Below are 14393 nucleotides of genomic sequence, written 5' to 3'. Positions count from 1 at the left end.
TTTCTAAACGCCATCATCAGCATGCTTTAATTGTTTATTTAAACCACTCTCGCGCTGATGTCTGATTTGAATGGTGTGACGCAGCGTGCCTTCTTTACTCAGAATAAACACCTGTTGTTTGGCTCGGGTAATGGCGGTGTACAGCAGTTCACGGTTAAGAATAGGGCTGATTTCATCCGGTAATAAAATACTGACGCTATCAAACTCTGAGCCCTGGCTTTTATGCACCGTCATGGCAAATGCGGTTTCATGAGCTGGAAGACGGTTAATCGGGACCCAACGCACTTCCTCATCAAAACAAAAACAGGCGCGGAGCTGGCCGCTATCGTCATACAAAATAATACCGGTATCGCCATTAAACAGCCGTTGCCGGTAATCGTTTTGGGTGATCATGATCGGTCTGCCAGCATAAAACGGTAAGCTGGTTCGCCAGCCGCGTTGGGCTAACAATCTCATCAACAAGCGATTAACCGATAACACCGATTGTGGCCCTTGTTTTAAGGCGGCCAAAATTCTGAATGAATCAAACGCTTTTACGACCGTTTGCGGAGTTTGCTTAGACTCAACCGCGTCGATAAAGGCTTGGTAACCTGTTATAAATTGTGATTGTTGCCGGCTTTCATCCGTGTCATACCAAATGTCATTAGCTGCTGGATTCAATAAAGCGAGTGACGCTAACACATCGCCTTCATTTACCTGTTTAGCTAATTGCCCGATAGTACTGTCTTTATCAAAACGGTAACTGTGTTGCAGACGCACAAAGCTATTAAGCAATGTGGATGACGCTGATGTTTCGGTCACTGGAATCTCCAGCTCAGGAAACTGCTCACTAAATTCAGCGGTGAACTGCCCTTGTTTACCTTCACTTAAATTTGCCAGCACTGCACCCGACTCAACTGAAGCTAGTTGCTGACTGTCACCTAATAAAATCAGTCTGGCTGACGGCGATAAAGCTCGCATTAATTTGGCCATCAAGCTGATATCAATCATTGAGGCTTCATCGATAATTAACACATCTAAAGGCAGCGGTCGTTCAGCATGGTAACGGCCCTGATCGTTATGCTCGGTAATGCCCAATAAACGGTGCAGCGTTTTGACCTCATAAGCATGCTGCGTACTAATGGATTGCTGCAATCTGGCAGCCGCTTTACCTGTCGGTGCAGCCAAACCAATATGCAGCTCGGGAGATTGCTGCTGCAAACTATTGAGCATGCTTAATACTATCGTGGTTTTACCCGTGCCAGGACCACCGGAAATAACAGCAAACTGTCTGCTTAATGCCACCGCTACAGCGATTTTTTGCCAGTCTGGACCTTCAATCACACTGGTCCATCGGCCTAAATCTTCATTGAGCTGTTCAAGATCAATATCCTTCACAGGCTGTAAACGTTGTTGAATCAGACTGGCAACATCCTGCTCATCACGATAATAACGATAAAGGTAAAGCAAGCCCTGCTCTGTCAAAATCAGCGGTGTGTAATCACCGGGTTGCCCGACTGTTTTGGCTAATGACAAGATTTCCATCCAGTCATCAACGCTTTCAGGTAATACCGATTTCAGTGGTTGACAAAATGTCGGTAATTGCTGCAAATTCAGACAAACATGACCTTCGGCAATCGCTTCTGATAATAATGCTGCCGTGATACTCACCACTGGACGCATGCCCTGCTCTTTACGATCAATATAAGCGGCAAACTGGCAAGCTAATTCGCTTAAACCGTGCTGGCGCAATAACTTCAGCAAATCAGACATCGCCTACCTCAGACATGCACAGATCAAGTGCCTCAAGTAATGCTGAAGATGGCCGCTCAAAATACACACCCGCTTGTCCCCAATCAGGATGCATGCCACGAATGAATAAGTAATACACTCCACCAAAATGCTGTTCAGGGTTATAGTCAGGCAATCGTGTTTTTAAATAACGATGCAAAGCCAGGCTGTAAATCAGATATTGCAATGGATAACTATGTGCCACCATCGCCTCATCCAATGGCCCTTGTTGGTAGTTTTCTGCCTGCGTCCCTAACCAATTGGATTTATAGTCGGCAATATAAAAGCGACCATCCTGCACAAACACCAGATCGATAAAGCCTTTCATAAAGCCACTTAAATCAGCGAAATGTAATGACTTCACGATAGGATTGAGAATTGGATAATCAGCCACAAATGGCAGTAAGGTGTCTTTTAAACGTTTTGTTGTTAAATGCGTCACTGGAAAGAAAAATGCCATTTCATCTAAACGCTGATGTGGCTGAATATCACGTAAGGTCAATCCGCTTTGCTTATCTAATGACGTGGTGACAACGGCCTCTAACCAAGATGACACAGTGACAGACCATTCTGTGTCAATGCCAAACTGGCCTAATGTTTTATCCACCAGCAAGCTAAGTTCTTCATTCTGCTGCTGGAAATCCCAGTGCTCAAATAAGCTATGTAAACAGGTCCCCGCATTCGCGCCTTTCGGAAAACCAAAACGATCCTGGCGTGGTTCACTGCTAGGCGTTTCCACTGGCAGCAAGGGTGCGTCATGATCTGGTAACTCCATATGCTGGCCATGACTCAGGCCAGTAAAACTGCCGATATGCCATGGTGTCTGAATCTGTCCCTGAAACTCTCGGGCCTGTAATGTCTCTGCTGTCGTTTCAGCTTGTTTGACGATAGGCGCTGCTTCCAGATCCCAGTTCACCCTATCCATATTCGTGTTTTGTGCGTTGACCATGTCTTGCAAATCTTGCTGCATCTGACCCGCATCAACACTCTCTAACTCGGGATGAAGTAGCTGAAACAACGCACTCTGCTGCACATTTTTCACTGGTGCCCAGACAATCACACAGCGCTCACGAGCACGAGTCAATGCCACATAGAGTAAGCGTAAATCCTCGGCTTGCTGTTCTTCAGCCACAATCGGTTGAGCTTCAGAGAAACCAGGTTCACCAAATGCCACACAAGCTTGATTATCGTCTTCACGGTGAAAGGTCATGACGGTCGGTGACTGATTGAACTGGCTCTGATGCCAAAGGAAGGGACAAAACACAATGGGGTATTCCAGCCCCTTACTGGTGTGGATGGTAATGACTTTGACCAGTTGCTCATCACTTTCCAGACGAATCTGAGCTGCATCGCCACTTTTATCCGCCGCCTGACGCTGTGAAGCTAACCACATCAAAATGGCTTCCATCGTATTATTGCGGCGGGTCGCATACGCCTGAATCAGTTCGGCTAAATGCAATAAGTTAGTTAATTGCCGTTCACCATCCGCCAACGCTAACCAGCGACGCTGCACATCCAGTGCAGCAATTAAGGCACGAAACATCACAATAAATCCGGCTTGCTGCCACTGCTCATGCAGAGAAACAAAGAAATCGGTTTGTTGTAACCAAAGCTGTTCGTCTTGTTGTAACTGATAGATATCCAACGCCGTTTTGGCAAATAGTGGCGTGGCTAAAGCCGTGGCAATCAAACTATCATTGCTCGGTTGAGCAATCGCCATTAACACCCGCTCCAACATTATTGCCTGATGGGTTTCAAACACACTGTCACGCGACTGTTGCACACTGTTCACACCACGAGCACGTAATGCTTGTTGAATCGTTGTCGCTTGTTTGTGACTTCTGACTAAGATAGCAATATCACCACCATTCAAGCGACGCTGACTGCCATCTTTATCGGTCAGCATGACCTCACCAGCAGCAGATTGATTTAATAAATCAGCTATCTGATCAGCTGAAATATCTGCCGCGTATTGCATCATATCACTGACATTAAATGGCTTGTCAGATGCCATCCATACCCACGATAAGGGCGACACGGCTTGTCCAGTGATGGTTAAACACGCTTCATCAGGACGTGCAGCCTTGACCGGTAGAAACGGAATGTCTTCATATAAAAAAGGCTGTGGCACGCGTTCGAACAGATGATTAACGGCCTGCACTAAACGTGGATGAGATCGCCAGTTAGTATCCAGATTAAACTCATTACTAGCAGCATGTTTGGCTTGCAGATAGGTAAAAATATCAGCGCCACGAAAGCTATAAATCGCCTGTTTAGGATCGCCGACAAAAAACACGGGCTGTTCGGTATTTGCAAAAATCGTGTGAAAACAATCGTATTGAATCGGATCGGTATCCTGAAACTCATCAATCAATGCTGCTTGAAACTGTTCACGAATTTTAGCAATCAGCTTATCTGCCTGCGGTCCGTGAAGCGCCTGTTGCAAATTAAGCAGCAGATCATCAAAAGCCTGCAGTTTTAATTGCTGCTTGCGTTTTGGTAGCTCACTCGCCAGATATTCCGCTAACTGCTGACGTAGTTGTTGCAGCTGTAATAAACGGGCTGTTTGCAATTGTTGATCCGTATCAAGCAAAGCATCACATGCCCGCCATAAACTCAGTTCAGGTAACTCCTGACCTTTTTTTAATGCCTGAGTCAGTTCGGCATGACCAAACTTGGCAAATTTCTCAAACAAGCCCGCCTGTTTTCCGGCCTGCATCAGATTATCCATTTCAGCAATCCAGCTGCTGACACTGGCAGTACGATATTTATTACCGTTAAGTAAATTTTTGTCCTGCAATACAGCAATAGCTTGTTCACGCTGTAGCCACCACAGCGACTGAACATGATCGAATTGCTCATTAAATAAGCTTTGTAATGGTTCGGTTGCCATCTCAGGTAATGGGATGACTTCAAGATAAGGCTTGCCGATCACACTGCTCACCGACTGCAATAAGCTTTCCGGATTTTGGCGGTTTTGTAATAAATATCGAGCAAAGGCTTTATCAGCTGAGCTGATATGGCGACGCCAGAAATCATCAGCTACCGCTTGTCGAAGCTCTTGTTCATCAGCCACCATTTCCATATCAAAAAAATGGCCGCTCTCAAATGCAAAATCCTGTAGGGCTCGCTGACAAAATCCATGAATGGTGTAGATAGCGGCTTCATCAAAACTTTGAATCGCCAGTTGCAAACGTTTTATCGCCTGAGGGTCCGCCTGTTGTTGTTGGCTAAGCTGTTTACGCTCACTCACCAATCTTGCCCGTAAACGTCCTCGTAACTCTTCGGTCGCTGCACGGGTATAGGTCACTACCAAAATCTGGCTGACCTCCAGTTTTTGTTGTACCACCAGTCGGCAATAAAGCTCTGCCAGCGTAAACGTTTTGCCCGTGCCAGCACTGGCTTCAATCAGATTAATGCCTTTGAGTTCAACCGTATTCACATCAAATTGGGCGCTCATAATTGCCCTCCCTCAATGTGTTGTTGAATCGGCTCGTACACTTGCAAAGCAATTTCGGCAAAGCGTTCATCCAGAGGATTAGCAGGAAAACAGCATTGATAATAGGCATCATCCTGCTCAGCCATCACAAATTCACCGGCTGGAGACCAGGTTCGTTCAGCGGCTTTCTGGGCTTTTTCCGGTTTGTCACTCAAGGCCTGTTTGGCATAAGCCAGACTGGTTTTATCAAACAAAGGCAGTGGTTGCTGACAGCCTTGCCAATATAAGTTCAGATAATGTTCTAATAAAAACTGAGCATCGATGACTGGGGTAAAGGTAATCTCTTCGTCTTCAAACACCAGTTGTGTTTCCAGTGTGACGCCTTCGGGTTTAACAATATTGAGAATCAAATGCTCCAACCAGCCGTTAATCAGATCGCGGCCTTTTTTACGTGATAAACGGTATCGTAATAATCCTGATGAACTCAGCTTATCGAGCTGACCACTTAGCGTGAATTTGCCAATCTCTAATTCAAATGGCACAGCAGGAAGACGCTGCTCAGTTAAATATGGCGTTAAAGAATCAAGAAACGCTTCGACTTTCTGCTCCTCTTGTTGCAACCACTCATCACCAAACTCACCTTGCGGTAACATGCCCGTTGCCTGCACCAGCTCAGAGATATTCAGATCAGGCGTGTCACTCAGTTTGTTTTCTAATAACCACTGCCGCAGTTGCCAGACTTCCAGCCCATTTAATTCAAAGGGTTCCCGACTGCTGAGTTCATCTTCATCCAGTTCCAATCTGACACCCAGTCGTTCACGGCAAAGAAACCGGGCCGGATGCATAAAAAACTGATTCAGTTGCATCAAATTAATATCACGCCATGACTCATCCGCTTCTGGCAACGGCTCTGCAAACCAGTCTTGAGGTGCTGTTATTGCCTGAGAAACCGGACATTGCAAGGCATTAAAACTAAACAGTTTGTTATGTTGCGGATCAAAATAACGACGGCTAAATGCCTGTAATGGGTGGTGAGTCACTAACTGATTTATTACCGACTGGCCATGCTCATCGATAAACCGCTCGTCCAGATAATCCAGTAAATCACTAATCAACACAGATGGTGGAATCTCGGCATTATCAGTAATGCTGGCACCGATATAACTGATATAAAGTGTTTGCTGAGCTGATAATAAAGCTTCGAGGAACAGATACCGATCATCATCACGGCGAGAACGATCACCTTCACGATGATGATGTGCCAGTAAATCAAATCCCAAACTCGGTTGACGGCGTGGGAAAACATCATCGTTCATTCCAATCAGGCAGACCACATCAAAAGGTATGCTACGCATCGGCACCATGCCGCAGAAGGTGACACCATGTCCCATAAAACGATGACTGTTATCCAACGGTTCCAGGTGAGATTGCTGCCAGCTTAAGATCACGTTGATGCCAAGTGGCTCATCAAATCCGGCCAGTTCAGTACTTTCAATCATACGATCGAGCTGGGTACGAATAGAAATCAGCTCGCGTTCTGCCAGTGGATCATCCAGATGTTCGGCATCAAAAAAACTATCCAGGCACAGATTAAGCTGCTGTTGCCAATCCTGTGGTGTACGAGGCTGAGCTAACCATTGTCGCCAGTTATCCAGTGCCGCAATAAACTGCGAAACTGATGCCACAATTCTGGCTTTATCGCCACTAATGCCATCCATCGCCAGTTGGCCGTCAAACAAACGCCATGGCTCACCCTGCTCTGTCAGCGGCATCGCATAGCCGAGTAATAAACGGTCTAATCCGGCACGCCAGGTGTTAGCGTCATTAGCAGGTAAATCCAATGCCATTTTATCTTTGGCATCATGGCCCCACCGAATTCGGGTTTGCTGACACCATTCCCGCAGCCATAATAAGGCATTTTCATCGAGCTGGAACCGTTGCTGGATGGCAGGACATTCCAGTAATGCCAACACACTTTCCACATCAAACCGCGACTGTGGCAAAGCCAGAATACTAAACCAGGCGTTGAGTAAAATACTCTCCTGCTGGCCGCTGCTATCAGCAATACTAAAGGGAATAGCGTGGGCAGGATCAGCTGCTCCGAATACAGCTTCAATCCACGGTGCATACACATCAATATCCGGCGTCATCACCACAATATCGGTGGGTGATAAATCAGGGTGCTGTTCAAATAAAGCCAGCAATTGATCCTGCAAAATTTCCATTTCCCGCATCGGGCTATGACAGACCTGAATCAGAATAGAGTTATCGTCAGCACTCGCCACTTGCTGCTCACCGACCTCCAGCTCAAACATATCGCTTTTCAACATGCCAAGCATGGTGTCTGGTATGGGCTCAACAAAACAGGTCTCAGCTTCATGAGGCAAGTCCTGACATTGGCGAAAAAACTCCTGACCTTGTTTGCCTAAGCTTGCCAATAAAGGGTGACCCACATCCGCATTCAATTCTGGTTCGGGGTCGTCCAGCATCAATTCCAACTGCTGACGTTGTTGCTGTTTGGGGTCGATCAAATCCCCCAATAATGCTGACTGGGTGATAAATAAAACAAGGTGATATCGACAAACTTCGCCATCAGGGCAAAGGTCTGTAAATAGACAGGTGGCAGCGAAGAAATACCAAAAATACTGAGTCGTTCTGGCAGACCTGCAGGCTTTTCTGTGGCTGTTTGTAAAAGCTGATTGAGCTGGTTTAACAATCTGGCCCGATGCATGGGTTCAGCATCGTCAGCCGTTATTTTCTGCCATAGATGCCCTTGCCAGTTTGCGCTTTCTCCCTGCTCCCACTCAGCTATCCAGTCCGGTCGATACATCAGATATTGGTCATAGGTATCGGCCAACCGTTCGGCTAACTGGAAACGCTTTAACTCATCGGCTTGTTCACCTAAGTACGCTGCAATCGCCTCAAACTCGGGCTCATTGGCTAACTCAGGCAGCATGGCAAATAAACGCCAGCTAATCGGCGCTTTAGCATAGGGAGAATGTAAAGGAATATCGGGCCAGATTTGCCGAAACAAACGCCAGATATAGGCCGAAGGAAAAGGGAACTCGGTATTGGCAGCAATGCCTTGTTCATTGGCGATAAATAACGACAACCAGCGCGCCAGCTCGTTACTTTGCACAATAATATTTTCCTGCTCAAACGGGCTGAGGGGTTCAGACTGAAGTTGTTCAGCAAGCCAGGCAGCAAGATGTCTGCTGTCATTACTGTACACAATCTTCAGCATGTGGATTCCTTCACGTCAAAAGCCACATATTACGGGATGTTGCAGTTGAAACAAACTGCTTTTCTGATTCTTTGCTTAACTTGGTCTTATCGTATTGTTTTCGACAAAAGCATCATTGATACACACTTAAAATTTATATTCGCTAGCATATTTTATTTTTCTCATTTGTGTCATAACTCACATTAATTCCAAAATTCATAACATTGTCATAAAGCATCACTACTCTAGCCATCGATATCCATTATCTGACCTGGAGGTAACGTGAAAAATACACATAAACTACTTTTTGTTTCGATGCTAGCAGCACTCTACAACGCACCGGCTATGGCGGCGGATTGTGTTGAAGGTGGCACAAGCGGCTCACCCACTCTGCTATGTACTGCGACAGACAGCAATAATATTGATGACGACCGCGACAATTTATCTGTGACCGTTGAAAACGGTGTAGAGCTGGTTGATGCCAATGATCGTCCAGTGCAACTGGAAGGTGCAAACCAATCTATCGTCAATTATGGCCTTATCGAAAGCGGCGATGATGATGCGATTCGCGGTAAAGGCGCCAATCTGACCGTTGATAACTCAGGCACCATTATTGGTGGTGACCGTGGCATTCGTCTACAAGACGATGCTGACAACTTCACTTTAATTAACCGTGAAACAGGCATTATTTCAGCTGAGAATCAGGCCGTCAGATTAGATAACGATGCCGAATTGGAAAATGCCAGCATCACCAATTACGGCCTTATTGAAAGTGAAAAGGGACGTGCTATTCAAAGCCGTGGTCCAGGCACAACAGTCGTGAACTTCGGCACATTACGTGGTGATGAAGAAGTCATCGAAGCACGTGAAGACTTCACACTTGAAAATCACGGCACTATCGCTCTGAATGGTTTGTCATGGGATGCAGGCACTCAAACATGGACAAATGCTGGTGCGACGGATGATGAAGACGGTGTGCAGTTTGCCGGTGGTACAGCAGATAACTACGGTGTCATTCTGGGCACGGACGACGGTATTGATATTGACGAAGGTAAAGTACATAACCATGCTACAGGCGTCATCGTTTCTACCGGCACAGCCAGTGACTCACTCAATGGTGGCAACGGCATCGACATCGATCCTTTATTCGAACCGACCAAAGGTGATGACCGTGTCGCAGGTCCCCTGACTATCGTCAATGAAGGTTACATCGAAGGTGTCCACGCTATTGGTGCAGACGAAGCCGCTACATCTGAAGTGACGGTAACAAACAGTGGCACTTTAGTCGGTCGCTCAGGCACCGCTATCCAATTTGCGCCAAACCAAGGCAACAGCAGCCTGACACTGACTGGCAACAGTGAAATTGCAGGCGATGTGATATTTGGTGGTGGTGACGATAAAGTCGTTGTTGATGGACTGACTTCCACATCAGGCTTATTAAGCACAGGCATTTTTGACGGTGGTGAAGGTATCAACAGCATTTTCTTCAATGATTTCGAGCTGTCAGATATTTTGTCATTTGAGATTTCAGATGCCCTCGTCTACTTATCATTAGGTGTGGATAGTGGCGAACTGTTATCAGGCAAGTTCAAAAACTTCTCATCATGGGGCTTCGGTGGTGATGGCATGTTCTCTACTGAGTATCTTGCTAGCCAGTTCTCTAACCCAAGCGCCGTACCATTACCAGCAGCACTGCCTCTGTTTGCTTTTGGTTTAGTAGGTATGTGGGCTGGCCGCTCACGTCTGAGAGGTGCTAAAGCAGCCTAATTTGGATGTCATTTAAAGACCTGAGTTTAGGGTCAGTGTAAACACTTAATATGGCGTGAATGCACTGGCCCTAAATTATTTTTGAGCTGATAAAACGCTTGTTAAAGCAACCACCATTCTGATTAGGTATGTTAGTGTCTCACTCACTATTTCAGTGTCAGAAAGAGGCCAGTTTTGAATTCTCGACATATTGTTTGGTTCACTTTTTTATTGCTGCTTCAGGCATGCTCCTCGATACCGACGACACAAAACCGCTCGGATAAGGCATTACACTTGGCTAACAGCCAGGGCTGGCAATCACAAATCCTCACCACGTCTTCATTTCAGTTGCAAAGCTTTGGTCCTAAAAACAGCAAACCATCAAAACGTTTAACAATTTATATCGAAGGTGATGGTTTAGCCTGGTTAAATCGTCGAAAAATATCTTCTGATCCCACCCCGGTCGATCCGCTGGTACTCAAACTCGCAGTTCAAGATAAACAAGCGGTCTATCTGGCTCGCCCTTGTCAGTATGTGAAGTCAGACCGTTGTGACAAAAAGCTATGGACCTCAGCTCGATTTTCAACCGAGGTTGTAGAATCCATGAATCAAGCTGTGACTGAACTCAAAAATCAGTTTCAGGCTTCATCGCTACGCCTAATTGGTTACTCAGGTGGTGGTGCCATCGCTACTCTCTTGGCAGCTGAACGAAATGATGTCGACCAACTGGTCACCGTGACAGGTAATCTTGATACAACAGCCTGGACAGAAATGCAGCATATTTCAGCGTTAACAGACTCACTCAACCCGGCAGATGCGTGGCAAAAACTCACCGATGTGCCACAAATTCACTTTGTTGGTAGTGAAGACAAGATCATGCCTGAGGCAGTTGCCAGATCGTATCAGCAACATTTTCCTGACGCGCAACAGCCTGAAGTCAGAGTGATTACTGGCATGACTCATCACTGTTGCTGGGCGGAACACTGGCCGGAGTTGTTAATGGAAATAAACACGTTCAAGTAAATTTTGTTTATGCCACTTTCACAACATTTATGTGTCAATACACGCAGAGCATAACAATCAAAGGATGAATATGACGAAGATATACCATAAAAATGACGCGGCCATTTCTGAGCTTGATGAACTGCAATATCACGTCACTCAGCAATGTGGCACCGAGCCCCCTTTTAACAATGCCTATTGGGATAATAAAGAACCGGGTTTATATGTAGATGTAGTGTCTGGCGAGCCTTTATTTACCTCGTTAGATAAATACGACTCGATGTCTGGCTGGCCTAGTTTTACCCGCCCACTCGATGCCAACAATATCACTGAGCATAGTGATGACACGCTAGGCATGGTCAGAACCGAAGTGCGTTCAAAATATGGTGACTCGCACCTGGGTCATGTCTTCCCTGATGGGCCAGAGGAACATGGAGGTTTGCGTTACTGTATTAACTCGGCCAGCTTGCGGTTTATCCCACAAGACCAGCTCGCAGCAGAGGGCTATGGTGACTATCTGCCCTTATTTGATCATGATGAATCGACGGACACCGACACCATTGAAACTGCCATCTTAGCCGGTGGTTGTTTCTGGGGAATGGAAGAACTGTTCCGTCACCAACCCGGCGTGATTAATACCCGTGTTGGCTACACTGGCGGTCATGTGCCTGATGTCACTTATAAAGATGTAAAACAAGGCGATACTGGTCATGCTGAGGCGATTGAAGTGATGTTTGATTCTTCACAAACCAGCTACCGTGACATCCTGGAGTTTTTCTTTATGGTGCATGACGCCACCACCAAAAACCGCCAAGGAAATGATATCGGTGACAGTTATCGCTCGGCTATTTTTGTGGAAAACAGTGAACAAGCCAAAGTCGCTGATGAGTTAATAAAAGAACTGGATGCCAGCGGCATTCTCCCCGGCCCTATCACCACCGAAGTCACTAAAGCCGGTCCATTTTACGAAGCCGAACCCGAACATCAGGACTATTTACAACATTACCCCAATGGCTATACCTGTCATTGGATTCGTAAAGACTGGAAGTTGAAAAAATAAACCGCCTCAATCAAACAGGGCATCAAATGATGCCCTGTTTTTAAAGATTAATACGTCCAGGTGACTGAACCGATGGCACTTCTCGGTGCCCCATAATTCGCTTGTCCCCATTGAGGACTTTCCAGGTACTTTTCATCACCGACGTTGTATAAGTTGAGGGCTAAAGAGACATTTTTATTTAGTTGATATTGAGCAAATAAGTCGACTAAAGCATAACTTCCCTGCACTTCGGTATCACCATAGTAAATTTCATTCTGCCAACGAACACCACCGCCTATGTTTAATCCGTTAACATGAGGCACTTGATAGCTGGCTGCTAACTTGAATTGTTTGGTTGGAATAAACACACGCGTGTCATCACCGTTTTCATCTTCCATATTGAGATAGGTATAACCTGCACTCATATTCAGTCGATCAATAACCTCTCCAGATAACTCGATCTCATAACCTTTACTCTGTAACTCAATACCACGATAAATATTCAGGCCTGTTGCCACGTTACGTGTCACATATTCACCAAAGTTTTCTTGTTCAGATTCAAAGCGTGCAAGGGTCAATACAGCATTGCCATCATTAAACTCCTGTTTAACACCAAACTCACGGCTTTCCCCTTTTACAGGACCCAGTGGTGCCAGACTGGCATCAACCCAAGTTTGTGCTTTAAATACTTCACTGTAGCTACCATAAAGCATCGTGCCATCAATCACTTCATACGTTAACCCCGCATAAGGCACGGTTTCAGTATCGGACACTTTTTGAGGTGCACCATAACTTATCCCATCCTGATCAATCTTCACGGTGCGTGCTCCTAGCAATACAGACAGTCTGTCAGTTGGTCGCAGGCGAGTTGAAAAGTAAGCGGAATCTTGTTCTTGATCGATATCGGTAGATTGTTGGGAGGCATCATAAACATCAAATACTGGTTTTGGTGTCAACCCAGCTGACCAGTTGCCACCAATGGGATCATAATTCCATGTACTTGAATAAACTGAACGTCCAGTCAGCTGGATATCTGCGACATTAATCCCTGCAACCACTTCTTGCTCTCTGCCAGCTAACTCAAACTTACCGCTCACATATAAATCAAATATTTTTTCTTTGTCCTGCGCTTTGTAATCACTGGCCTGAGCAGTCAAACCTGACTCTGTAATTGGATCAGGATTGCCGGCTAAATACAGTGAGTTCCATTGCTTTTCTTGTTTGTTTTGGGTGTACATGGCTTTGATTGCCCAATCATCACCTATTCTTTGTTCCAACTCGATGAAACTTCGAGTTTGTTTCACATCTTGCTGAGCCCAGCTAGGCGCCGTATTGGTTGACTCATCGTAATCGGTCAATGTGCCATCACTATAGAAAAGTGGTAATGCTCCTGATGAGTTACCATCACTATGATGGTCGTTCACACTGTGAGAAAAAGTTAGCTCAGTGCTGTCCGTCAGATCTGCTGAAACAATGCCGTAAAAGACATCACGGTCTGTGGAGTAGCGATCAAGGTATGAATCTCCTTTTTCTTTGGCAACGACTAAGCGACCACGAACGCGATCATTAATAGGCCCGGAAATATCGGCATCAACACGACGAGTATTCCATGAACCATAAGAGGCTTTAGCTGATGCCTGAAATTCATCAGTGGGGCGTTTACGCACAAAATTGATGGTGGCCGAAGGATTAGCTAAACCAGTAATCAGACCACTCGCCCCTTTAATGACCTCCACTTTTTCATACATCGCGGTGTCATCGTGACCTTGTGTCAAACCATATGAAAAAGGCACACCAATGCCGTCATACTGAAAGTTAACGATATCAAAACCACGTGCGGTGTAGTACGTTCGACCCGTTTCTACCTGCTCCACCGTCACACCCGGCACATATTTCAGTAAGTCATTCACCTCATTTAAGGCAAAATCTTCAATCTGATCTTGTGAAATAACCGAGACAATCTGAGGCGTTTCAAAGATGGTTAAATCCAGTTTTGTTGCTGATTTGGTTTCCTCTGGTTCGCCATAAATGCGCAATGAATCCAGACTAATCACTTCGCTAGACTCAGATACTTGTTCAACTGGCTCCGCATTAGCTAAGCCGCTATACAGCGAGACCAATGACAAGCTAATGGCATATCGTGTGCTCCGTTTCATATGTCTTATCTCATGATT

At 45.8% G+C, this 14393-nt stretch carries 6 protein-coding genes and 1 pseudogene; 3 read left to right on the top strand and 4 right to left on the bottom strand.

The window, feature by feature from the left end; all coding sequences use genetic code 11:
- Nucleotides 1-3 precede the first annotated feature (3 nt).
- The 3 genes and pseudogenes from recD to recC form a co-directional block, all read right to left on the bottom strand.
- Nucleotides 4-1752: an exodeoxyribonuclease V subunit alpha gene (recD, locus tag QUE24_RS12290; RefSeq protein ID WP_286304114.1), complete on the bottom strand. Its 1749-nt coding sequence runs from the start codon at nt 1750-1752 to the stop codon at nt 4-6.
- Entirely contained in the window at nt 1745-5230 is a 3486-nt protein-coding gene (gene recB, locus QUE24_RS12285; protein ID WP_286304113.1) for an exodeoxyribonuclease V subunit beta, read from the bottom strand. The genes recD and recB overlap by 8 nt, the downstream gene beginning before the upstream one ends.
- Nucleotides 5227-8453 (bottom strand): annotated as a pseudogene (recC, locus tag QUE24_RS12280) (exodeoxyribonuclease V subunit gamma). Before recC ends, recB begins: the two are co-directional and overlap by 4 nt.
- 261 nt (nt 8454-8714) lie before the next feature.
- Between recC and QUE24_RS12275 the strand changes: the two are divergent.
- The 3 genes from QUE24_RS12275 to QUE24_RS12265 all read left to right on the top strand — a co-directional run bounded on the left by QUE24_RS12275 (nt 8715) and on the right by QUE24_RS12265 (nt 12240).
- On the top strand, nt 8715-10199 hold the full coding sequence (locus QUE24_RS12275; protein WP_286304112.1) for a hypothetical protein: 1485 nt from the start codon (nt 8715-8717) through the stop codon (nt 10197-10199).
- Nucleotides 10200-10472: 273 nt separating this feature from the next.
- Complete coding sequence (locus QUE24_RS12270) at nt 10473-11201, top strand: alpha/beta hydrolase (protein WP_286304111.1); 729 nt, start codon at nt 10473-10475, stop codon at nt 11199-11201.
- A 70-nt stretch (nt 11202-11271) separates the two neighbouring features.
- Complete coding sequence (locus QUE24_RS12265) at nt 11272-12240, top strand: bifunctional methionine sulfoxide reductase B/A protein (RefSeq protein ID WP_286304110.1); 969 nt, start codon at nt 11272-11274, stop codon at nt 12238-12240.
- Between the two features lie 47 nt (nt 12241-12287).
- Here the strand turns inward: QUE24_RS12265 and QUE24_RS12260 are convergent, their stop codons facing one another.
- Nucleotides 12288-14375 (bottom strand): TonB-dependent siderophore receptor, encoded by a 2088-nt coding sequence (locus tag QUE24_RS12260; RefSeq protein WP_286304109.1) that lies wholly within the window; start codon nt 14373-14375, stop codon nt 12288-12290.
- Between the last annotated feature and the right edge of the window lie 18 nt (nt 14376-14393).

It is taken from the genome of Methylophaga marina (assembly GCF_030296755.1).
GTDB classification, from domain to species: domain Bacteria; phylum Pseudomonadota; class Gammaproteobacteria; order Nitrosococcales; family Methylophagaceae; genus Methylophaga; species Methylophaga marina.
The sequence above is the reverse complement of the archived record's forward strand: the minus strand, read 5'-3'. Positions and strand labels throughout refer to the sequence as shown.